Genomic DNA, 21,204 nt, shown 5'->3' with positions numbered 1-21,204 from the left:
TTTCTCTTTTTAAGGTTCTACAAAATTAAAATTTTTAACACAAATAAGACGTAAATTAATTTCTTAAGGTTAAACAAATTTTAAAAATTTAATTTTATCGGTAAAAAGTATATAAGCTTACAGGTAAGCATGTTATTGTATTGGTAACGTGTCCATTGATTATTTCCAGCAACGAAATTTCTAACTCTGATGTAGCGCATTGAATAAGCATAACGAAAATTAAAAAAAAGATTATCTTTAATTCTAAACATGACACTCACAATAACGTTATAGTCCATTTTTCGATATGGCATATTTGAATAAGCCCAGGGAATGATTTTTCCTCTTTCGATTTCACGCATAGATCCTAGTCTGCCTGCAGAAAAACCAGCCCCAAACCATAAAGCCTTGTCGTCATAATGAACTAAACATACAACATCAGCATAGTTAAGAGTTAACTTATAATAAGGTAGCTTCATAGAATCGTCCCACTGTTGAGGGTACTTTTTGTACGACCCTTTTTGGTTGAAAATTGTTTCTAACGAAAAATACCATTTGCCACCCATGTGTGCTCTTACACCAGGTCCACCATGAAAGCCTATTTTACGGTAGCCAATAAGTTCGTCTCCGTCAACTTGAGTAAAGTTAAGCCCACCTGTCAACATTCCATCGAAAAGTTGAGCACGTAACAATATGTCTGAAATTAAAAAAAAACTTACCCACAAAAAAAAACTAACTCTCATTGGCTTTGCGACAAATTCAAATGGTCATAGACACTTTTAATCTTTTGCTCCATTCGACCAGACATGCCTTTTCGGATATCAAGTTTAATTGTCGAGTATACACGATTACAATCATGTTCTAGTAACCGATATGCTTCTTCCACTAATTTTAACGCTTCTTGAATATCATCAGTTTCTATAATAGTTCCCATAGGGGTAAGCTGAAAATGACAATTCTTTTGCTTTAGCCAAGCTATAATCCTCGACACGTATGAACTCACACTTTCCCCCTTATCGGTAGGAAACATTGAAAACTCCATCAAAACAGACATAATTATTTTTTTGAACAAATTTACATGATAAAAAATGTTTAGCCTGAAATTGATGATAATATTTTTTTTTACTTTGCTTGCAAAATTAAAAAACATGTTAACCATCACTGGTAAAAATTTAACCATTGAAAACGTCATACAAGTTGCACGTTTGGGAGAAAAAGTTCAGTTGGATGAACAAGCAAAAGAACGCATCAAACGCTGTAGGGCCATGGTAGAAAAGAAAATTGAGGCTCGAGAAGTGATGTATGGGATTAACACTGGCATTGGTGAATTTTCTGAAATTATTTTGCCGGATGATCAAATTAAAGAATTTCAGAGATACTTGATTTACAATCATGCTGCAGGCATCGGAGACCCCATGCCAGAAGAATGGGTAAGAGCTGCTATGCTAAGCCGAGCCAACGTCCTTGCTAATGGGAATAGTGGTTGTCGTCTTGAAATTGTAGAAACTTTTATTGAAATGTTGAACAAAAGGGTAACCCCTTACGTTTGCGTTAAAGGATCGGTAGGTGCTTGCGGCGATTTGGCTCCTATGTCCCAGATCGCTCTGCTCATGTTGGGCGAAGGATTCGCTTACTATGAAGGTGAACTCCTACCTGGAAAGATTGCTTTTGAGAGAGCTGGAATTTCAATTCCAGGTCTGCATGCACGTGATGGGTTAGCAGCCATTAACGGATCTAACGTATTGACTGCTATGAGTGCTATTTTCCTTTACGATGCTTATCGATGGTTAAAGCAAGCTGAAATTGCAGCTGCCATGACACTGGAGGCACTGAAAGCTAACTTCGGACCTTATCATCATAAAATCCATGAAGCTCGTGGGTTTAAAGGTGCCATCCAAAGTGCTGCAACCATAAGAAAAGTAGCTCAGGGGGGTGATCTTTTGGAAAAAAGACTTAAAGTGAAGGTCCAAGATGCTTATTCTATGCGATCCACACCTCAAGTGATAGGCGCTGCTCGTGATGCACTTGCCTTTGCTCGTTCTCAAGTAGAAATAGAATTGAATGGTATTGGCGATAATCCAATATTTTTCCCAGAAGACAACTTACAGTTATCTGGAGCTAATTTTCAAGGAAGCCCTGTGTCTTTACCCATGGACATGGCAGGTGCTGCTATTACCATGGTAAGTGTTTTGAGTGAAAGAAGGATGAATCGTCTGAATAACCCTGCATTAAGCGTGGGCCTTCCTCCTTTTTTGACAGAGAATCCAGGAGTATTTTCCGGACTTATGCTTAGCCAATACACAGCCGATATGCTCATTGTTGAACAACGTATTTTGTCGATGCCTGCATCTATTCAAAGTATCCCCGCCGCAGCTGACCAAGAAGACTTTGTTTCGATGGGTATGAACACTGCACTTAAGAATTTCCAGATTCTCGATAACGCATATGGAGTTCTTGGAATTGAGTTCATGGCTGCTGCCCAAGCTCTTGATATCCGCCGACGTAAAGGTGAAAATTATACCTGGGGAAGAGGAACTGAAGTAGCACACAAAGTAATACGTAAATATGTTCCTTTCCTTGAGGTAGATCGACCTCTCTATCCAGACCACAATACCATGAAACAACTTGTTAAATCCTGCGAAATCCTCGAAGAAGTTGAAAAAGAAATAGGTCCTCTCGATTAACTCTCACAACCATCCACGAGGGGTTCTTTTGACCTCAAAACCAATGAGTCTATCATAAAGTGTTGCGGGATCTCTGAAATAAACGAATACAAAATAATCGTTATCAGCTTCAGAAATGTAACCTTCCACAAGAGAAAAGTCAAAGGAATTTTTACCTATAGGCAAAAAAGCTATTTGATAATTGTAATATCCTTGCTTAAGAAGTAAGGTTGCTTCATACGATCTAGTGGAGTCATTGTATTTCATACGGTATAATGTATCAGTAGACCAAGCTGTAAAGTCGCCAGTAACATAGAAATAGCCATCTTTCCTGGGTGAAGAATAAGGCATCTTCATGTGCACGAAAACATACTCGCCATCTACATTGGTGTTAAGATCATCATCTGACTTTACTATAAAAGCGCCGTTTAGATCAGGAAAAGAAATGTATGGTGCAGAATTTCTAGGCATGATAGGCTTCAGATAAACATGATTGCCCTTCATGTTTTGAACCCATTCGTTGACGGAATGCAAACTTTTAATGTTTATTGCTCGAAAATCATTCATGGAGGGAAAAAGATATTTGGTTTGATTCCGATAAATCCATCCTTCTTCTCTGATGTAGTCAGGATTATCAAGGTATAATGCATTGTCCCAACGCTTGTTTTGTAAAACTACGATTCGCACGTTGTTTAAAGGATTTTGTAGAAAACTAGGATTTAGTTTAATTTCAATTTGATGATGAGTAGATCTCTTCTCGATATCATCAGCTTTTTTGACTGTTAGTTCGATGGGCAAAATTTGCTCCGACACCATAAAACGATGAACAAAGGTCAGCTTTTCATTTCCTTTCTCATCAAAATGAAACACTTCTAACAAATAGTTACCACTACGCAATGGTTTTAGTTTATCATTAGGGATTTGAAATGAATAATGGACGTACGATATAGGATAAGATCTTGATAGAGAAAAATTCTCAATCACATTGTCTTCGTATCCCTCAGCATACTCAAAAAAAGGGATATCGAGTTTCTGCCACTTCATGTCGCAATATCTAATGCGATAATGAAATTCTTTGTATGTATCTCCTAATAGGTCAAAGGATATTTCTAGTGGCACTATTTTATTCAGTAATATAATTGGAAAACCAAATGACCAATCTTTTGGGGCAACAACCACCGATCTGACATTTGGATCGTAAACGTAGTTGATGGTTTTTATTCTGTCTTGTGAATAAAAATCATTGTTTTGTGAAGTAATAAAGTTATTTGATGTTTTACAAGCAAAAAAGCATGTAGTAAAACTGATATATATCAAGCGAAAATATTTTGCTCTCATTATCAATTTTTTTGGTTTAAATGTCCTATATAACTCATGTGCAAAATAAAGCAAATAAAATGTATTTTTGCACGATTTTATTCATTATTAATCATGGAAGTCATACGGATAAAAAAGGGTATTGATATCCCCTTATTGGGTGAGGTGAACGATTTAACCCCTCGAATATATACACCAACTCTTTATGCCATTCAACCCCACGTGATCAAATTCATACAACCCAAATTATTGGTAGAAGAAGGCCAATCCGTCAAGGCAGGTCAACCTATTGTCTTACACAAAGAAATTGAAAAAATTGTTTTAACATCACCAGTGACAGGTAAAATACAAAAAATCACGCGAGGTGAAAAACGACGCCTTGAAAAAATAGTCATCGAAGCTACTGAACCTGTTGATAATACTGTTTTTCCTATTCAGTCAGTAAATCAGATGCAAAAAGAAGAAATAATAGAATTTTTATTAACATCTGGCTTCTGGCCTCTCATTAGACAAAGACCTTATGGAGTTCTTGCCAATCCCTCCATCACTCCGCGAGACATTTTCATCACTGGTTTTGACACGGCTCCACTTGCCATATCCTTTGATCCATTTATTCAAGCAAACTTTGATCATTTCCTGGTCGGACTTAAAATGCTACAAAAACTTACATCCGGACGTGTAATTCTTAGCCTTCATGTAAAAAAGAATAATTCTGATATTTATCAGAATTTACCTGATCAAATTTTTATTCAATGGTTTGATGGTCCTCATCCAACCGGAAATGTTGGTGTACATATACATCACGTTGCTCCTCTACGTAAAGGAGAATATGTATGGACACTCAACACGCAAGACGTTGTAGCTTTAGGTTATGTTTTTAATACAGGAAAAAGAATTTTCTACCGACAACTTGCCTTAACAGGATCAGAACTGAAAACCACAGGTGTTTATCTCTTTCCATCAGAAGGACAAATTGCTAATTTACTTAAGGACAATTTAATACAAGACAACGTTCGTGTTATTTCTGGAAATGTATTGACGGGAACAAAAATTGAAAAAGATGGCTTTCTGATGTTTCATGATACACAAATTACAGTCATACCAGAAGGAGACTATTATGAATTTATGGGTTGGGCTGCTCCAGGGTTTAACAAATATAGTGCGTCACACACTTTTTTTAGCTGGCTTTTTCCAAAAAGAAAATATCGGCTCGACACCAATTATCATGGTGGTGAAAGACCATTTATTCTCAGTGATCAATACGACAAGGTTTTTCCCTTTGATATTTTTCCTGTCTATCTACTCAAAGCTATTATTACTAAAAACATCGACATGATGGAAAAATTAGGTATTTATGAAGTCATTGAAGAAGATTTTGCACTGTGCGAATTCGTTTGTGCCTCTAAGATCGAATCACAACAAATCATTCGCGATGGTATTCTAATGATGATTAAGGAACTAGGGTATTAAAATCATTTGCAAATGAAAAAATTAAGAATATTCTTAGATCGCGTAAAACCACATTTTCAAAAGGGAGGTAAACTTTATTTTCTACATTCAACATTTGATGCATTTGAAACCTTTCTTTTTGTTCCCAATAAAGTCACAGGGACAGGTTCCCATATCCGAGATGCTATCGATAGCAAAAGAGTAATGTCTATAGTTCTTTTAGCGCTTATACCTGCCCTGCTTTTTGGCATCTTAAATGTTGGAGTTCAACATTACATGCATCAAAGGCAATACGCAGGACTTCATTGGTCCGACATATTGTTACAAGTTGGTTTCTGGAAATTGTTTTGGTTTGGTTTAGTCAAAGTGGTACCTATTATTATCGTTACTTACATCACAGGACTTTCCATAGAATTTATTTTTGCACAAGTTCGTCATCATGAAGTAAACGAAGGATTTCTTGTAAGTGGTTTGCTTATTCCTTTAATTGTTCCCCCAACTATACCTTTGTGGATGGTTGCTGTAGCTACAGCATTTGCTGTTCTTATAGGTAAAGAAGCCTTTGGTGGAACGGGGATGAACATCATGAATCCAGCTTTGCTAGCTCGTGCTTTTCTCTTTTTTGCTTATCCTTCCCATATGTCGGGCGACAGTCCATGGGTCGTACCAGCGGATGTTGTCTCAGGTCCTACCCCTCTAGCTGTGGCTGCCCTTGATCCCAACATCGATAAAGTTTATGAATTATACCCACCCATAGATGCTTTTTTAGGCTTTATACCTGGTTCAATTGGTGAAACATCTACTCTTATGATTCTTCTGGGAGCTATTATTTTAGTAGTTACTGGTGTGGGAAGCTTACGTATTATGCTTAGTACAGTAGTTGGTGCCTTATTTATGGCCACCGTTTTTTATCTCTGGAAAGGGAATTCATATATGACCATGCTACCGTGGTATCATCTTATCATAGGAGGTTTTGCATTTGGAACTGTTTTCATGGCAACTGACCCCGTCACTGCTGCACAAACTCCTCGTGGAAAGTTAATCTATGGTTTTCTGATCGGAGTTTTTACCATTTTGATTCGCGTGCTCAATCCTGCTTATCCTGAAGGCATGATGCTGGCTATACTTCTTATGAATGTCTTTGCTCCTCTTATAGATCATATGGTTATACAACGACACATTCGAAAAAGAATGAAACGATTAAATATGCAAAATGTTAAATTGAATTAAACCCTTTGTTATGTTCAGTAACCGTTACATTTTTATTTATAGTTCAATCCTTATTATTATTGTGGGTATCATGCTTGCTCTCGCTTCCAGTGGTTTACAACCTTTCCAACAAGCTAACATTAAAACCGAAAAAATCCAATATATTTTAAATAGTGCTCACATAGAAAACAACAAACAAAACGCGGAAAAAATTTATAAGAGCCATCTCATTGCAGAATACCTTGTCGACAACAACGGTAACATTGTTTCCACCTACAATTATAAAAATAAAACATCTGAAATTATTCCTTTTGAAGTCAACATTAAAGAAGCTTACAAGACTTACCATGAGAAGGGAAAATCTCAATTACCCGTATTTGTTCTAAAGAAAAATCAAGATACTATTTACGTACTCCCTATGTATGGTTTAGGACTGTGGGGGCCCATTTGGGGTTATATGGCCCTGAAAAGTGATTTTGAAACCATCGAGGGTGCAGTATTTGATCACAAAGGTGAAACACCTGGTTTAGGGGCCGAGATTTCTACACCTGTTTTTCAGGCTCAATTTTCTGGTAAAAAGATTTTCAAAAATAATGACTTACGACCTGTTCGCCTCGTGAAGGGAGGGAAGAACAATCCCCAATTCGATCCCTTTCACGATGTAGATGCAATTAGTGGTGGTACTATTACCAGTAATGGAACTACCGATATGATTGAAAAAGCTCTCAAATTCTTCGAACCTTTTTTAGAAAAAAACAGAAAAAAATATCATCATGAAAATCAATGATGTTTTTTCATCAGAAAACAGAAAACTTATAACACAGCCCATAAATCTGAATAATCCTATTACTGTTCAGGTTTTGGGTATCTGTTCAGCTCTTGCCGTTACGGTTAAAATGAAACCTGCCCTTGTTATGGCCATAGCTGTGATAATCGTAGTTGCTTTTTCAAATTTAATTGTATCTCTAATACGAAAAACCATTCCTCCACGTATTCGAATCATTGTTCAGCTGATTGTTATTGCATTTCTAGTCATTCTAGTCGATCAAGTATTGAAAGCTTTTGTTTACGATGTAAGTAAGCAACTTTCCGTTTTTGTAGGCCTTATCATTACCAACTGCATTGTGATGGGAAGATTAGAAGCTTTTGCCATGGCCAACAAGCCATGGAAATCGTTTTTAGATGGATTGGGCAATGGTGCTGGATATGGAATCATTTTGGTAATTGTAAGTTTCTTTAGAGAGTTATTAGGATCAGGCAGCATATTTGGTTATTCTGTCATTCCCCCTGTTTTTTACGAAATTGGTTACGAAAACAACGGTTTGATGATTCTGCCACCCATGGCTCTAATTACCATTGGAATCATCATCTGGATACAAAGAAGTAAGTTCCGTCAATTAATTGATAAAAGTTAAATGCTATGGAACATCTCGCCAACATATTTGTGAGAAGCATTTTTATTGACAACATGATTTTTGCCTATTTTTTAGGCATGTGCTCATACTTGGCTGTTTCTAAAACTGTAAAAACCAGTGCAGGACTTGGAATTGCAGTGATATTTGTTTTAGTCATTACTGTACCACTTAATTTTCTTCTAAATAAATTTTTTCTTCTTCCTGGTGCTTTATCATGGATTAATCCTGGACTAAAAGAGATAGATTTAAGTTTTCTAAGTTTTATCATGTTTATTGCTACCATTGCTGCCATGGTACAACTAGTAGAAATGGTGATTGAAAAATTTTTCCCTGGTCTTTACAATGCGCTTGGAATCTTTCTACCACTTATTGCTGTAAATTGTGCTATTTTGGGGGCATCATTGTTTATGCAAGAAAGAGAACTCAAAACGTTAGGCGAAGCCATTTCTTTTGGCTTGGGATCTGGTATCGGCTGGTTTCTAGCGATTGTTGCTTTAGCTGCAATTCGCGAAAAAATGCAATACTCTAATGTTCCAGCACCTCTCAGAGGACTCGGTATTGCCTTCATAACAACCGGATTGATGGGAATTGCTTTCATGAGTTTTTTTGGAATAAAAATCTAATAGCTGTATGGAAATTCTCTTATCCGTATTCGGACAAACCATTATTGCTAGCATCCTGGTTTTTCTGTCTGTTATCATGCTTCTGGTTACACTATTGCTTTATGCTAAAAAGAAACTTACACCTCAAGGCAATGTTGTCATTTCCATTAATGAAGACCGTAAAGTAGAAGTACAGCCTGGAAATAGCTTATTATCAACTCTAAGTGAAAAAAACATTTTTCTACCTTCTGCATGCGGAGGTGGTGGAACATGCGGTACCTGCCGAGTTCAAGTGATAAGTGGGGGTGGAGAAATTCTACCTACCGAAGTTGGCTTTTTCAATAGAAAACAAATTTTGGATCACTGGCGACTTGCTTGCCAAGTCAAAGTACGACAGGATCTTTCCATCCAAGTTCCAGAGGAAATCTTTGGTATCAAAAAATGGGAATGTGAAGTTGTTTCTAATCGTAATGTCGCTACATTCATCAAGGAATTTGTACTTAAATTGCCAGAAGGTGAACGACTGAATTTCAAAAGTGGAGGATATATTCAAATTGAAGTTCCGCCACACATCACAATTGATTATAAAAAAGATATTGAAGTTGAAGAAGAATATCGAGATGAATGGGATCGGTACGGATTATGGGATCTGAAGGTAAAGATTACAGAACCCGTAGTAAGAGCCTATTCCATGGCAAATCATCCTGCCGAGAACGATATTATCATGCTTAATGTACGTATTGCAACACCTCCATGGGATAAAAAAACCAACTCTTTTATGAAGGTTCCTCCAGGCCTATGCTCAAGCTACATTTTTTCAAGAAAACCAGGAGATAAGGTTATTGTTTCTGGACCATATGGTGAATTTCATATCAAAGAAACTCAACATGAAATGATGTTTATCGGTGGTGGAGCCGGCATGGCACCTATGCGATCCCATATTTTTGATTTGTTTCTTACTCGACGAACAAACCGTAAGGCTACTTTTTGGTATGGTGGACGATCCAAACGTGAATTGTTCTATCTTGAAGATTTTCAGCGTATCGAAAAAGAATTTCCCAATTTTAAATTTTATGTCGCTTTATCCGAACCCAAACCCGAAGACAATTGGGATGGCCTTACTGGTTTTATTCATCAAGTAGCCTATGATAATTACTTGAAGTTTCACCCAGAGCCCGAAGAAATAGAATACTATCTTTGCGGGCCTCCAGCTATGTTACAAGCTGTACTTCGAATGTTGGACGATTTAGGTGTTCCACAGGAAAACATAGCCTTTGATGATTTCGGTAGTTAATTAAAAAGTTTTTAAAAAAATTTTGTAAAACAAAAAATATTTGTACTTTTGCAAGCCAATTTAAGGGGTATTTTTTAAAAATCTAAGCATGGATACGCTCAAGTATAAAACAAAATTTGTCAATAAGCACACTGTCCAGAAAAGATGGCTAGTAGTGGACGCTGAAAATCAACCACTGGGTCGTTTGGCTTCAATGGTTGCCTTCTTATTACGAGGTAAACATAAACCATCATATTCTCCTCATGTAGATTGTGGAGATAATGTTATTGTCATCAACGCAGAAAAAGTCAAAATAACGGGGTCAAAACTTCTACAAAAGGAACTTGTTTACTATACAGGTTACCCTGGGGGACAAAGATTTAATAAAATTAACCATTTATTAAAAACAAAACCTACTTTCGTAGTGGAACATGCTGTCAGGGGAATGCTCCCAAAAAACAGATTGGGAAGAAGAATATTCAAGAACCTCCATGTTTACATTGGCCCGGAACATAAACATCAAGCCCAACAGCCCATCGTAATCAATCTTAATGAAATTAAATAATGACTATGTCAGAAGAAATCGTAACCACAGGAAGAAGAAAAACAGCAGTAGCACGAGTTCGCTTGAAAGAAGCCAAACCTGGGGAGGGTAAAATTATCGTCAACGGCAAAGACTACAAGGAATATTTTCCGGTACTGATCTATCAGCATGAAATCGAAAAACCTTTAAAGCTTACTGATTCGATTGATAAGTTTTACATTCGGGCTACTTTAGATGGTGGTGGTGTTAAAGGACAAGCAGAAGCACTACGTCTTGGTATTGCTCGCGCACTTGTTAGTTTCAATGAAGAATGGCACGAAGTATTGAAAAAAGAAGAACTTCTCAAACGCGATCCACGTATGGTAGAACGCAAAAAGCCCGGAAGACCCAAGGCTAGAAAGGAAAATCAGTTCTCCAAGCGATAATAAGTTTAAACTTAATTCAATAATAATGAGTAAAGTTACTTTAGAACAATTAATAGAAGCAGGTTGTCATTTTGGTCATTTAAGGCGCAAGTGGAATCCCAAAATGGCTCCTTATATTTTTATGGAGCAAAATGGTGTTCACATCATTGACTTGAGAAAAACACTTGCTAAAATTGAGGAAAGTGGCGAAATTTTAAAAGCTCTCGCTCGTGCTGGGAAAAAAATACTTTTTGTTGGCACCAAAAAACAAGCCAAAGATATCATTGCAGAAGCTGCTAAGTCTGTGAGAATGCCATATGTTGTCGAAAGATGGCCTGGTGGATTGCTAACTAACTTTGTAACCATCAGAAAAACCATCAAAAGAATGCAAGCTATTGACAAAATGTTAAATGATCCTGCCTTTTTTAACATTTCTAAACGAGAACGACTTCAAATAACCAGAGAAAGAGCAAAATTAGAACGTGATTTTGGCTCTATTGCCGACATGACAAGGTTACCTTCTGCCGTTTTCATCGTAGATATTTTAAAAGAACATATTGCTGTTAAAGAAGCTCGAATTTTAGGACTAACTACTTTCGCAATTGTAGACACCAATTCTGATCCCACGATTGTCGACTACCCAATTCCCGCAAACGATGATGCAGGAAAATCCATCGAAATTATATTAAAAGCAGTTACTGAATATATTAAAGAAGGTCTACAAGAGCAAGCACTTACTTCCGAAGCAGACAAAGAAGAGCATGATAGCATGATGGATGAATCAACACCATTACAAATAGATAGAATGGACGAAGAAGAAGGGACCGCAACTTCGCGCAAAAGAAAACGCATAACAGCCAAGCCAGGTAAAGGAAATATACGAAAAATTAACATTGAACCAGCCGAATAAAAAAATTAATATGAACATTTCAGCTCAAGACGTTTACAAATTAAGGGAAAGAACCGGTGCAGGGGTCATGGATTGCAAGAATGCCCTCATCGAAGCCGAAGGAGATTTCGAGAAAGCTATCGAAATTCTTCGAAAAAAAGGACAAAAAATAGCTGCCAAACGTGCAGATAGAAGTGCAAATGAAGGTTACGTCGTTGCCGGAACAACAAGTGATCGGCAATTCGGAGCAATCCTCATGCTTAATTGCGAAACTGATTTCGTATCTCGTAATGAAGAATTTATAAAAGCTGCTCTAACCATTCTATCAATTTCCATTGAAAAAAAGCCAAAAAACATTGAAGAAGTTCTCTCCCTTTCTTATAAAGACAGTACAATCAGTGATTTAATTAATGATTTGCTTGGTAAAATTGGAGAAAAGATTGAATTGTCTCAATATGCTTGCATCGAAGCTCCTTTTGTTGGCTTCTACAATCATCACAATAATCGCGTTGGCGTTATTGTTGGTTTTAACAAAACCACTAATGATATTGAAGAAATCAGTGAAAACGTAGCTATGCAAATAGCTTCCATGCGACCTATTGCGGTTGATATACCTGATGTACCAGAAAATATCAAAAACAAAGAACTTGAGATAGCCCGTGAAGCTACGAGAAATGAAGGAAAGCCTGAAAACATGATAGAAAATATAGCTCTCGGCAAACTCAACAAATTTCTGAAGGAAAACACTTTACTTAACCAGGAATACATTATGGATAGTTCTTTGACCGTAGGGAAATATCTTTCTCAGAAAGATCCTGAATTAAAAGTAACTGGATTTGTCCGTTTAGCCCTGGGCGAATAAATTTACTCATGATTCGTGAAAAAGCGTCCTCTCAATCAAGTAAAGAGGGCGTTTTTTTATTTCCCTAAATACAAAACCTACGTAATTTCCAATGATACCCAATAAAATGAACTGAAATGCCGACACAAGGCTTAGCAGAACAACTATAGTAGTATATCCTGAGACAGGTTTATCAATAAAATACATCACAAGGGAATAAATTCCAACAATAGTAGCAAACAACGCCATAAGAAACCCCAACAAAATGCCAATTCTAAGAGGTTTCTCAGAAAACATGGAGAGCATTTCTAAAGATAGTAAGCCCAAACTTGTAAATGAATATTTACTTTTACCAGCTTTTCGCCAACCTGGTTCATAATCGAGTACGGCTTTTTTAAAACCTAACGATTGCAGTATGCCACGTAAAAGTCTGGTCCTCTCAACATATTGGCGAACAATTATATCTCTGATTCTTTTTTTTATAACAAAAAAATCGGAAATATATGGATCAAATCCATGTGGCAAAACAACTTTCAACAAGCAATAATATACTCGTGTAGCCAAAAGCCTTAATAAAGGATAAGTTTTTAAAGATGATTTCCTCATCAAAACTAACTCATAGCCTTCTTTAATTTTCTGAAACATATGAGGTATCATCGAAGGAGGATGCTGCAAGTCTCCATCCATGCAAAAAATATATTCGCCACGAGCAGCATTCAAACCAGCTACCATAGCTGCTTCATGTCCGAAATTTGCAGTTAAAAATATCACGTTAACCTTATCGCATTGCTGATGTAGTTCTTCTAATAATTGAGCTGTGCCATCAGTACTTCCATCGTCAACATAAATCAATTCGAAAGGCTCTTTAATTTTATTCAACACCTCGTACAAAACATCATGAAAACTAATAAGAACCTCGACTTCATTGTATAATGGAACTACTATACTTAACATATTGCTTTTCTCAAAATTATTATGTTTGAAAAAAAATTAAAATTATGAAAAAATACCGTTTCTTGATTCTTATTTTAAATTTGATATTTTTCATGGCCTGCCAGAAAGAAAAAGAAAGAAAACCTTGGATCAGTGATAAGATGCAACAAAATGTTATAAGTCAGTTGATGATGAAATATGGTGAGTCTGAAAAAGAAAGAATTCAGAAAGGTGTTCAACAAGTAGCTCGTTTTTGGACATCATCAGATGGAAATGAAAAAGATTTTGAACAGTTTTGTTTGGACAATTTTACCACAGGGAAAAATTTGGATACTCTCTTCGCCAGACTAAATTTCTACTTCGAAAATATATTTGGATACTACAATGCTCTGACCATTGAAAACAACAGATATCTCCACGAACCTCGAGGAGAACTTACCACTATTGATCAAATGTTTGCAGGTTATGACGTTACATCACATTTTAATGAGGATATGTTTAAAACCAAAATTGCTTTTGTAGTACTTCTTAACTTCTCCCATTATTCTTTAGAAGAAAAAAACAAGTTAGGTTTAGAATGGGATGCACGCAAGTGGGCGTTTGCACGGATGGCTGATTTATTTATCAGTCGTGTACCTGCTGAATTGCAACTTCAAGCATCTCAGGCAATCACTGAAGCTGAAAACTACATCTCGTCCTATAACATTTATATGGGAAAAATCCAGAACTCAAAGGGTAAGTTCTTATTTCCCAAAGACAAAATGCTCTTGTCCCACTGGGGACTTCGAGACGAAATTAAAGCTCTTTACGCTGACCAAGTTAATGGTTTAGAAAAACAAGAAATCATTTATCAGGTCATGCTTCATATTATTCGTCAAACCATACCAGAAAAAGTTATTAACGATTCAACCCATATCTGGCAACCTGAAAAAAATGTCATCATTGAAAACAACGAAGTTATTCAGCCTTCACCTGAGCCTAATAAAAGATACGAATGTCTCCTTCGAATATTTCATACTCAAAAGGCTTTAGATCCCTACTATACTTACTATCCTTCTGCCATTACGAGAAAATTTGACCATGAAATGGAAATGAATTGCGATGAGGTGGAAAAACTATTCGTGCAATTTATTTCACATCCGCTGATGAAAAAAATGGCTCAAATCATTGAAAAAAAACTGAATAGAAAACTTCGACCATTCGACATATGGTTCAATCAGTTTGTTGATAAAACCTCTCTTCCCGAAGACGAACTCGATAAGCTCACTCAAAAGCTTTATCCAAACAATTTGACATTCCAGAAAGACATACCTCGCATGTTGAAACAATTGGGTTTTCCTGATAAAGATGCTCAATTTATTGGCAATAAAATTGTTGTCGAACCAGCTCGTGGAAGCGGTCATGCATGGGGAGCCCAAATGAGGTCTGACGTTAGTCATCTACGAACTCGTATACCCTCAACGGGTATGCTATACAAAGGTTATAACATTGCTATCCATGAGTTAGGCCATAACGTCGAGCAAACCATTTCGCTTCATTATGTTCCTCATTACATCTTAGCTGGTGTACCTAATACAGCTTTTACCGAAGCTTTAGCATTTATGTTTCAACGACGAGATTTAATTCTCCTTGGCAAACCTATTTCTGCTTCCAGCGAAGCCGAAGTATTGCAACTAGCCTGGTCGCTTTATGAAATTATGGGGGTTAGCCTAGTAGATATACGTACTTGGAAATGGTTATACGAAAATCCCGAAGCTACAGCTGAAGAACTCAAAAATGCTGTTGTTAAAATCGCTATAGATGTGTGGAATCAATATTACGCACCAGTTTTTAACATTAAAGATCAACCTATATTAGCAATTTACAGCCACATGATTGCTGATCCTCTCTACCTTTCCGCCTATCCCATTGGACATATCATTGAATTCCAGCTAGAAAATGCTTTTAAAGGAAAGCCTTTTGCTAAAGAAATTATACGAGTCTTCTCACAAGGTAGGCTTACGCCCCAAGTATGGATGCTTCAAGCTACCGGTAAAAAAATATCCATCGATCCCCTTCTCGAGGCCATAGAAGAAGCTATTGAGCATTATCAATAAGCTATAAATCTAAAAGACTTCGAATGATGTAGCTGCTCATGAAAAGACCAAAAACCATGGGCATGTAGGAAATGGTTCCCACTATGGATTGTGGAGTTTGTGTGATGTCCTTAGATAATATACTCTGATTTCGAATAGGTTCTTTCGAATAAACAACTGGTATGCCTCTATAAATCCCTAGCTTATGCAATCTTTTCCGAAGATAATAACCAAGTCGGTCGTTAGAAGTTTCGGAAATATCACCTATTCGAACAGACATGGGATCTATTCTACCTCCGCTTCCTAAACTTGATATGACTTTGTATTTTCGCTGACATGTATGATACAATAAAAAAGTTTTAGGCGCAAGTGTATCGATGCAGTCAACCACAAAATCATAATGTTGATCAAGAATTTGAGGTATTTTTTCGTCTTTTAAAAACCACGTGTATGTCTGGACTTTGCATGAGGGGTTGATTTCTAGAATTCTTTGTTGCCAAGCTTTGACCTTCAGTACACCTATGTTTTTGGTGGTAGCAATGATTTGTCTATTTATATTGGACGAGTGAATAACATCGGCATCTACCAAAGTAAAATGCCCAATACCCGCTCGACAAAGTGATTCCACTACCATTCCACCTACCCCACCCAAACCTGCCACTAGCACGTGAACGTCATGCAATTTTTCCACACTTTCCCTACCCAACAATAAAAACGTACGTTCACACCAATCTTCCCAAAGCTCTTTCTGCATTATGATAAACTTTTTCAATAACAAAATCCAGAGAATAACCTGTAATTTTAGCATAAGTAAGATATACATCCTGGATCTTTTTCGAAGAATCGTCTGTTTCCATCAATACCCTATCGATGGGAATTTGCTTCCAGCCTAAGTTCTTAGCTCCTCTAAAACCAAAAGATACAAACATGTTAAATTTTTCGAATTGTTTAAAAAGTTCATAGTTTCCACCGAATCCATGCCAGATGTATATCAAATGGGGAAATTGTTTGATGCTGTTCATAAGCTCTACATAGGCTCTAACAACATGTAATATGACAGGCTTTTTGTGATATTGAGCATAAACAAGATGTTGATGAAAAACTTTCTGCTGATCTTCTATAGAAAAAGATGAACGAACCTTATCTAGTCCGCATTCACCAATGGCTACACACAAAGGATGAATAAACCATTTTTCATCTAAGTGTTCATTTAAATACCACGGATGAATGCCGATGCTAAAAAAATCAGAAGGTTCCACCGATGGTGTTTGATAATAGCTTATTATCCTAACTAGATCGTCTTCAGTATCTGTTTTTAAATGCGTATGAATATCTACAAATTTCATTTTCGCAAAATTAAATCATTCATTTTATCTGTCGATTTGGTAGAGTTTTATACTTTTGAAAAAAAATGATTTCTTTTTTTGTTCCAGGTCGTGGAAAATTTGACATCGAACATGTTGTCATGGATTACAACGGAACGTTAGCCAAAGATGGAAGAATGTATCCTGGCCTCAAAGAATTGTTATACCAATTATCAAAACTTGTATCGTTACATGTCATTACAGCTGATACTTTTGGATTAGCAGCATCAGAACTTCAAAATTGTCCGGTTAAGTTAGTCTTGTTATCAGATGAAGTGAATCAACAAGAACAAAAACTAAAATATATTCACGAACTTGGTGCAGATCATTGTGTGGCTATTGGAAATGGTGCCAATGATGTTCTTATGCTAAAAGAAGCCGAATTAAGTCTAGCTCTCGTTCAAGAAGAAGGGGTTTTCGTAGAAGCTATTCAAGTTGCTGATGTTATTTTCCGTAGCATCACGGAAGCTCTGAATGCATTGATAGAGCCACGACGTTTAATTGCTACTTTAAGAAAATAATTTTTAAAAAAAAATTATATTTGCAAATAAGTTGTAGGTATATGAAAAGAATTGTCCTCATATCAGTAATTATATTATTAGGAATTATATCATTCTTCATCTTTTCATGCAATAAAGAAGGAGAAACCAAAGCTGTGATTTACGTTAAGTATTTATCAGATACTACGAAAGTAGCTCCTTTCGCTCATGTTAGGCTCATAAAATACGACATCAACGTCGAAGGTGTCGCTGATGAAAAAGGAAAATTTGAACACGTTTTCGACCACGAAGCAATTCTTGATGTCCAGGCTTGGCTCGATTCGACCCAAACTTCAAATGGTATGCTTTACGGAGAAACTTCTATTCGCCTTGAAAAAGGTAAAACCGTTACCAAAAGCGTTTTTATTCACTAATTCATTTTTTCATCGACTCAACATAACAATCTCTGCAAAGAGGTTGATATATATCTTTTTCACCAAGCAAAATAGTTTTGTCGTTGGAAACTAAACGATAAGAATAATGGGCTGTGTTTCCGCAACCAACGCAAATGGCATGTAATTTAGTTACATACTCTGCAATCGCTAAGAGATAAGGCATCGGTCCAAATGGTTTTCCAAGATAATCCATGTCAAGACCTGCCACTATTACACGCGACCCTCGATTGGCTAGGTAATTACAGACTTCTATTAGGTAATCATCGAAGAATTGAGCTTCATCGATTCCTACTACATCATAACCATCCCCAAGAATCATGATATTACCAGCACTTTCCACTGGTGTGCTTGGAATGGATTGTTCATCATGCGAAACTATATTTGTCTCGTCGTATCGTGTATCAATAGCTGGTTTAAAAATAGCTACCGTTTGACGAGCAATTTTGGCTCGCTTGAGTCGTCGTATGAGTTCTTCCGTTTTCCCTGAAAACATCGAACCACAAATAACTTCAATCCATCCCTTCTTCTGATTAATAACCTTTTTCTCTAGCATAGGAAAAAGCTTTGGAAAAAATACTACTTTTGTACAAAAATACATAGTTCTATTATGCAGGATAAAATTATTCATGAAAACATGGTAGGTATACTGGAAAATATTACAGAAATTATCTCCCATCTCTCGCGCTCATCATTTCCATATCGACAGCTTGATATCGATTACCTTATGGAGCAAATCCGACATCTTTATGATGAGGTTCACCAATTAAACAAGTATAATCAACAATGGCTCAATCAGCAACTTTCGAATTTAGCCAATGACGAATCAGTTCAAAAGAATCAAATTAAGCAATCATTTACTTCGGACCAATCTATAAGCACAACAACACATGAACCCATTGCTCCTGAAATACAATCTAAGAATGTCGAATCGACTTCATTTTCAGCTACTCCAACTACAACGGTTATCCCTCAAAACGATATGGTTTTACCCCCTCAATCTATTTCAGAAGAAGGTACGAAAACTAAGGAATCTTCGCAAGAAGCACAGATCCTTGCTGAAAAATACCTTGGCAGATATAAAGCCATCAACGAACATTTAGCCAAACAAAGACAAACCACTGAAAGCAAAATTGACAGACCTATTAAAAACTTAAAAACCGAAATAAGTCTCAATGATAAATTTATGTTTATCCAATCCATTTTTAAAAACAACGTGGGAGAATACGAACGTTTCATAACTCATCTTGAAGATGCTCCTAATTTTGAACACGCCATGGAGTATGCCAAAAATTTTCTCGAGCAAAAAGTACCTAACCTGGAAGAAAGTGTAAGTTCACTTTTATTTAAATACATACAAAGAAGGTTCAAATGATGAGATTGATATTTGCTCTTTCTTTTTTGCTTTTTAGATTCATTTATTATTCACAGGATGTGACATACGCACAATGGGTAGTCAAAAAGCTTTGTTCTGACCCTATGCGTGGTCGCGGCTATACAAATGCAGAAATAGACAGTGCAGCTTATTTTATAGCTGGAGAATTCAAACGTTTTGACATACGTCCGTTGCACAAAGATTATTTTCAAAATGTAACTTACGAAGTTAACTTTTTTCCTAAGGCAAAACTTATTCTCAATAAACAAGACACCCTTATTCCAGCTCATGAATTTAATGTTTCAGCCCTTAGCTCAAATCAGAAAGGTACATTTAAAACATGGGTCTACAATCCCAAAGATACTATTTTCAAGCTACCACGAAGAGCTCGAAATCGTTTTGTCATTATACCAGCTTACCAATTAAACGACGAGAAAAAAAAGAAATTAAGAACTTCGTGGGGAAATCTTCTTCAACATTGCGAAGGCATTCTTGTCATGGACACTAATTATTTCATTGCTCATATTGTCCAGTATGAACCAAGTTTTGCTCACCCTCTCCTCCAGCTTTCCCCTACCATTGTAAAAAAATGGATAAACAATGAAAAAAAATTAAAATATGTTACCATTGATTTAGTCTCATCCAGGATAAATTACACAGCCAAAAACATTATGGGTTACGTTCAAGGCCGAGAGTTTGCCGATTCTTTAATCCTAATAGTTGCCCATTATGATCATCTTGGTAAACTTGACACAGCAGCCTATCCGGGAGCTAACGATAATGCAAGCGGTGTTGCCATGATGCTTGATATAGCAAGAACCATCAAAGAAAACATGTTTAGACCCAGATATTCTATGGGTTTTGTAGCCTTTGCTGGAGAAGAAGCCGGCCTAAAAGGAAGTATTAAATTTGTCCAGGATCCCCCAATACCACTTAGTCAAATTAAATTTGTCATCAACCTCGATATGGTTGGCACAGGTAGTCAGGGAATTGGCGTAGTAAACGGCACAACATTTTCAAACTATGCTAAAATCCTCACAGAATTGAACGAAAAATATCAATATGTTCCTAATATTCAGTTACGTGGTGAATCTTTTAACAGCGACCATGCTCCTTTTGCGAAAAAGGGGATACCCTCTTTTTTCATCTATACCATGGGAGGTGAACACCCTTTTTATCATCAAGTTCAAGACAAACCACCTTTGCCTTTCACTAAATACGAACAAGTTTTTAAGTTATTGATTGATTTTATTTATTCCCTTTAAGATGGCCAAGCTGAGTGTTGTACCTGTACCTATTGGTAATCTCAAGGATATCACTCTGAGAGCTATAGAAACTTTGCAAAATGCAAACCTTGTTGTTTGCGAAGATACACGACAAACAAGCAAACTTCTTAAACTTTTGCATCTTTCTCCTCCACCTATGATTTCCTATCATAAAGAAAATGAACATCGCCGCTTAGATCATCTCATTTCTATTATTAAAGAGAAAGAACATGTAGCTTTAGTGTCTGATGCTGGAACTCCTGGAATTAGTGATCCGGGATATCTCATCATCAAAGCCTGTATAGAAGAAAAAATTAATGTCGAAGTACTTCCTGGGCCGGTGGCCTTTATACCTGTTTTAGTAGGCAGTGGATTGCCCATCCAAAGATTTTACTTTGAGGGCTTTTTACCTCATAAAAAGGGGAGAAAACAAAGATTGTTATTCTTATCTCAATTGAAAAATACTACTATTGTATTTTACGAATCCCCGCATCGACTATTAAAATTATTGGAAGAAATTGCTCATATTTTCTGTGGCTCCACCCCCATTTGTGTAGGTAGAGAAGTCACCAAAAAGTATGAAGAATTTTTCAGAGGATCTGTTATGGATGCACTCAATTACTTTAAAGCTAAACAAATTCGTGGTGAAATTACCGTTGTGCTATATAATGAGTAA

General features: G+C 36.6%; 24 protein-coding genes. 17 read left to right on the top strand and 7 right to left on the bottom strand.

Going from position 1 to position 21,204, the window contains the following annotated elements; genetic code table 11:
- Positions 1-80: 80 nt before the first annotated feature.
- Positions 81-722 carry a PorT family protein gene (locus N2Z72_08245; protein ID MCX7697664.1) on the bottom strand — a complete coding sequence of 214 codons (642 nt, stop codon included), beginning with the start codon at positions 720-722 and terminating at the stop codon, positions 81-83.
- Positions 719-1,033: an MTH1187 family thiamine-binding protein gene (locus N2Z72_08240; protein MCX7697663.1), complete on the bottom strand. Its 315-nt coding sequence runs from the start codon at positions 1,031-1,033 to the stop codon at positions 719-721. The genes N2Z72_08245 and N2Z72_08240 overlap by 4 nt, the downstream gene beginning before the upstream one ends.
- Positions 1,034-1,127: 94 nt before the next feature.
- Between N2Z72_08240 and N2Z72_08235 the strand changes: the two genes are divergently transcribed.
- Complete coding sequence (locus tag N2Z72_08235; protein MCX7697662.1) at positions 1,128-2,663, top strand: aromatic amino acid ammonia-lyase; 1,536 nt, start codon at positions 1,128-1,130, stop codon at positions 2,661-2,663.
- Positions 2,664-2,666: 3 nt separating this feature from the next.
- On the opposite strand, the gene N2Z72_08230 is transcribed toward N2Z72_08235, so the two are convergent.
- Entirely contained in the window at positions 2,667-3,980 is a 1,314-nt protein-coding gene (locus tag N2Z72_08230; GenBank protein MCX7697661.1) for a DUF5103 domain-containing protein, read from the bottom strand.
- A gap of 93 nt (positions 3,981-4,073) precedes the next feature.
- Between N2Z72_08230 and N2Z72_08225 the strand changes: the two genes are divergently transcribed.
- The 10 genes from N2Z72_08225 to tsf all read left to right on the top strand — a co-directional run bounded on the left by N2Z72_08225 (position 4,074) and on the right by tsf (position 12,606).
- The gene (locus N2Z72_08225; GenBank protein ID MCX7697660.1) at positions 4,074-5,429 is read left to right on the top strand and encodes a Na(+)-translocating NADH-quinone reductase subunit A; all 1,356 of its coding nucleotides are present in this window, start codon (positions 4,074-4,076) and stop codon (positions 5,427-5,429) included.
- Between the two features lie 12 nt (positions 5,430-5,441).
- Positions 5,442-6,638 (top strand): NADH:ubiquinone reductase (Na(+)-transporting) subunit B, encoded by a 1,197-nt coding sequence (locus tag N2Z72_08220; GenBank protein MCX7697659.1) that lies wholly within the window; start codon positions 5,442-5,444, stop codon positions 6,636-6,638.
- A gap of 10 nt (positions 6,639-6,648) precedes the next feature.
- Positions 6,649-7,404 (top strand): NADH:ubiquinone reductase (Na(+)-transporting) subunit C, encoded by a 756-nt coding sequence (nqrC, locus tag N2Z72_08215; protein ID MCX7697658.1) that lies wholly within the window; start codon positions 6,649-6,651, stop codon positions 7,402-7,404.
- On the top strand, positions 7,391-8,032 hold the full coding sequence (locus N2Z72_08210; protein MCX7697657.1) for an NADH:ubiquinone reductase (Na(+)-transporting) subunit D: 642 nt from the start codon (positions 7,391-7,393) through the stop codon (positions 8,030-8,032). Before nqrC ends, N2Z72_08210 begins: the two co-directional genes overlap by 14 nt.
- Before the next feature lie 5 nt (positions 8,033-8,037).
- Positions 8,038-8,655 carry an NADH:ubiquinone reductase (Na(+)-transporting) subunit E gene (gene nqrE / locus N2Z72_08205; protein MCX7697656.1) on the top strand — a complete coding sequence of 206 codons (618 nt, stop codon included), beginning with the start codon at positions 8,038-8,040 and terminating at the stop codon, positions 8,653-8,655.
- A gap of 7 nt (positions 8,656-8,662) precedes the next feature.
- Entirely contained in the window at positions 8,663-9,928 is a 1,266-nt protein-coding gene (gene nqrF, locus N2Z72_08200) for an NADH:ubiquinone reductase (Na(+)-transporting) subunit F (protein ID MCX7697655.1), read from the top strand.
- Positions 9,929-10,016: 88 nt separating this feature from the next.
- Positions 10,017-10,472, top strand: a complete 456-nt coding sequence (gene rplM, locus N2Z72_08195) for a 50S ribosomal protein L13 (protein ID MCX7697654.1) — start codon at positions 10,017-10,019, stop codon at positions 10,470-10,472.
- Positions 10,473-10,477: 5 nt separating this feature from the next.
- Positions 10,478-10,876: a 30S ribosomal protein S9 gene (gene rpsI, locus N2Z72_08190; GenBank protein MCX7697653.1), complete on the top strand. Its 399-nt coding sequence runs from the start codon at positions 10,478-10,480 to the stop codon at positions 10,874-10,876.
- A gap of 25 nt (positions 10,877-10,901) precedes the next feature.
- A complete protein-coding gene (rpsB, locus tag N2Z72_08185; protein MCX7697652.1) occupies positions 10,902-11,765 on the top strand; it encodes a 30S ribosomal protein S2 in 864 nt (287 codons plus the stop codon).
- 10 nt (positions 11,766-11,775) lie between these two features.
- Entirely contained in the window at positions 11,776-12,606 is an 831-nt protein-coding gene (gene tsf, locus N2Z72_08180; protein ID MCX7697651.1) for a translation elongation factor Ts, read from the top strand.
- A 6-nt stretch (positions 12,607-12,612) separates the two neighbouring features.
- On the opposite strand, the gene N2Z72_08175 is transcribed toward tsf, so the two are convergent.
- Complete coding sequence (locus N2Z72_08175; GenBank protein MCX7697650.1) at positions 12,613-13,539, bottom strand: glycosyltransferase family 2 protein; 927 nt, start codon at positions 13,537-13,539, stop codon at positions 12,613-12,615.
- A gap of 44 nt (positions 13,540-13,583) precedes the next feature.
- Between N2Z72_08175 and N2Z72_08170 the strand changes: the two genes are divergently transcribed.
- The gene (locus N2Z72_08170) at positions 13,584-15,614 is read left to right on the top strand and encodes a hypothetical protein (GenBank protein MCX7697649.1); all 2,031 of its coding nucleotides are present in this window, start codon (positions 13,584-13,586) and stop codon (positions 15,612-15,614) included.
- A gap of 1 nt (position 15,615) precedes the next feature.
- Here N2Z72_08170 and N2Z72_08165 read toward each other — a convergent pair whose 3' ends face one another.
- Together N2Z72_08165 and N2Z72_08160 are read right to left on the bottom strand one after the other, a co-directional pair.
- Positions 15,616-16,347: a tRNA threonylcarbamoyladenosine dehydratase gene (locus tag N2Z72_08165; protein ID MCX7697648.1), complete on the bottom strand. Its 732-nt coding sequence runs from the start codon at positions 16,345-16,347 to the stop codon at positions 15,616-15,618.
- Positions 16,316-16,939, bottom strand: a complete 624-nt coding sequence (locus N2Z72_08160; protein ID MCX7697647.1) for a TatD family hydrolase — start codon at positions 16,937-16,939, stop codon at positions 16,316-16,318. The genes N2Z72_08165 and N2Z72_08160 overlap by 32 nt, the downstream gene beginning before the upstream one ends.
- 65 nt (positions 16,940-17,004) lie before the next feature.
- Here N2Z72_08160 and N2Z72_08155 point away from each other — a divergent pair, with 65 nt between their 5' ends.
- Positions 17,005-17,478 (top strand): hypothetical protein, encoded by a 474-nt coding sequence (locus N2Z72_08155; GenBank protein MCX7697646.1) that lies wholly within the window; start codon positions 17,005-17,007, stop codon positions 17,476-17,478.
- A 41-nt stretch (positions 17,479-17,519) separates the two neighbouring features.
- Positions 17,520-17,870, top strand: coding sequence for a hypothetical protein (locus N2Z72_08150; protein ID MCX7697645.1), 351 nt, complete (start codon positions 17,520-17,522; stop codon positions 17,868-17,870).
- A 1-nt stretch (position 17,871) separates the two neighbouring features.
- On the opposite strand, the gene N2Z72_08145 is transcribed toward N2Z72_08150, so the two are convergent.
- Complete coding sequence (locus N2Z72_08145; protein ID MCX7697644.1) at positions 17,872-18,444, bottom strand: thymidine kinase; 573 nt, start codon at positions 18,442-18,444, stop codon at positions 17,872-17,874.
- Positions 18,445-18,498: 54 nt separating this feature from the next.
- Here N2Z72_08145 and N2Z72_08140 point away from each other — a divergent pair, with 54 nt between their 5' ends.
- Genes N2Z72_08140 through rsmI form a run of 3 tightly spaced genes read left to right on the top strand, consistent with a single transcriptional unit; the run spans position 18,499 to position 21,204 of the window.
- On the top strand, positions 18,499-19,263 hold the full coding sequence (locus N2Z72_08140) for a hypothetical protein (protein ID MCX7697643.1): 765 nt from the start codon (positions 18,499-18,501) through the stop codon (positions 19,261-19,263).
- Complete coding sequence (locus tag N2Z72_08135) at positions 19,260-20,528, top strand: M28 family peptidase (GenBank protein ID MCX7697642.1); 1,269 nt, start codon at positions 19,260-19,262, stop codon at positions 20,526-20,528. The genes N2Z72_08140 and N2Z72_08135 overlap by 4 nt, the downstream gene beginning before the upstream one ends.
- The gene (gene rsmI, locus N2Z72_08130; GenBank protein MCX7697641.1) at positions 20,506-21,204 is read left to right on the top strand and encodes a 16S rRNA (cytidine(1402)-2'-O)-methyltransferase; all 699 of its coding nucleotides are present in this window, start codon (positions 20,506-20,508) and stop codon (positions 21,202-21,204) included. Before N2Z72_08135 ends, rsmI begins: the two co-directional genes overlap by 23 nt.

It is taken from the genome of Bacteroidales bacterium, from assembly GCA_026418905.1.
Classification (GTDB): domain Bacteria; phylum Bacteroidota; class Bacteroidia; order Bacteroidales; family DTU049; genus JAOAAK01.
This window is presented reverse-complemented; position numbering and strand designations above follow the sequence as displayed.

Coding starts and splice junctions, on each gene's coding strand:
- N2Z72_08245 (MCX7697664.1), bottom strand. CDS start 722: ATGAGAGTTAGTTTTTTTTTGTGGGTAAGTTTTTTTTTAATTTCAGAC.
- N2Z72_08240 (MCX7697663.1), bottom strand. CDS start 1,033: ATGTCTGTTTTGATGGAGTTTTCAATGTTTCCTACCGATAAGGGGGAA.
- N2Z72_08235 (MCX7697662.1), top strand. CDS start 1,128: ATGTTAACCATCACTGGTAAAAATTTAACCATTGAAAACGTCATACAA.
- N2Z72_08230 (MCX7697661.1), bottom strand. CDS start 3,980: ATGAGAGCAAAATATTTTCGCTTGATATATATCAGTTTTACTACATGC.
- N2Z72_08225 (MCX7697660.1), top strand. CDS start 4,074: ATGGAAGTCATACGGATAAAAAAGGGTATTGATATCCCCTTATTGGGT.
- N2Z72_08220 (MCX7697659.1), top strand. CDS start 5,442: ATGAAAAAATTAAGAATATTCTTAGATCGCGTAAAACCACATTTTCAA.
- nqrC (MCX7697658.1), top strand. CDS start 6,649: ATGTTCAGTAACCGTTACATTTTTATTTATAGTTCAATCCTTATTATT.
- N2Z72_08210 (MCX7697657.1), top strand. CDS start 7,391: ATGAAAATCAATGATGTTTTTTCATCAGAAAACAGAAAACTTATAACA.
- nqrE (MCX7697656.1), top strand. CDS start 8,038: ATGGAACATCTCGCCAACATATTTGTGAGAAGCATTTTTATTGACAAC.
- nqrF (MCX7697655.1), top strand. CDS start 8,663: ATGGAAATTCTCTTATCCGTATTCGGACAAACCATTATTGCTAGCATC.
- rplM (MCX7697654.1), top strand. CDS start 10,017: ATGGATACGCTCAAGTATAAAACAAAATTTGTCAATAAGCACACTGTC.
- rpsI (MCX7697653.1), top strand. CDS start 10,478: ATGTCAGAAGAAATCGTAACCACAGGAAGAAGAAAAACAGCAGTAGCA.
- rpsB (MCX7697652.1), top strand. CDS start 10,902: ATGAGTAAAGTTACTTTAGAACAATTAATAGAAGCAGGTTGTCATTTT.
- tsf (MCX7697651.1), top strand. CDS start 11,776: ATGAACATTTCAGCTCAAGACGTTTACAAATTAAGGGAAAGAACCGGT.
- N2Z72_08175 (MCX7697650.1), bottom strand. CDS start 13,539: ATGTTAAGTATAGTAGTTCCATTATACAATGAAGTCGAGGTTCTTATT.
- N2Z72_08170 (MCX7697649.1), top strand. CDS start 13,584: ATGAAAAAATACCGTTTCTTGATTCTTATTTTAAATTTGATATTTTTC.
- N2Z72_08165 (MCX7697648.1), bottom strand. CDS start 16,347: ATGCAGAAAGAGCTTTGGGAAGATTGGTGTGAACGTACGTTTTTATTG.
- N2Z72_08160 (MCX7697647.1), bottom strand. CDS start 16,939: ATGAAATTTGTAGATATTCATACGCATTTAAAAACAGATACTGAAGAC.
- N2Z72_08155 (MCX7697646.1), top strand. CDS start 17,005: ATGATTTCTTTTTTTGTTCCAGGTCGTGGAAAATTTGACATCGAACAT.
- N2Z72_08150 (MCX7697645.1), top strand. CDS start 17,520: ATGAAAAGAATTGTCCTCATATCAGTAATTATATTATTAGGAATTATA.
- N2Z72_08145 (MCX7697644.1), bottom strand. CDS start 18,444: ATGCTAGAGAAAAAGGTTATTAATCAGAAGAAGGGATGGATTGAAGTT.
- N2Z72_08140 (MCX7697643.1), top strand. CDS start 18,499: ATGCAGGATAAAATTATTCATGAAAACATGGTAGGTATACTGGAAAAT.
- N2Z72_08135 (MCX7697642.1), top strand. CDS start 19,260: ATGATGAGATTGATATTTGCTCTTTCTTTTTTGCTTTTTAGATTCATT.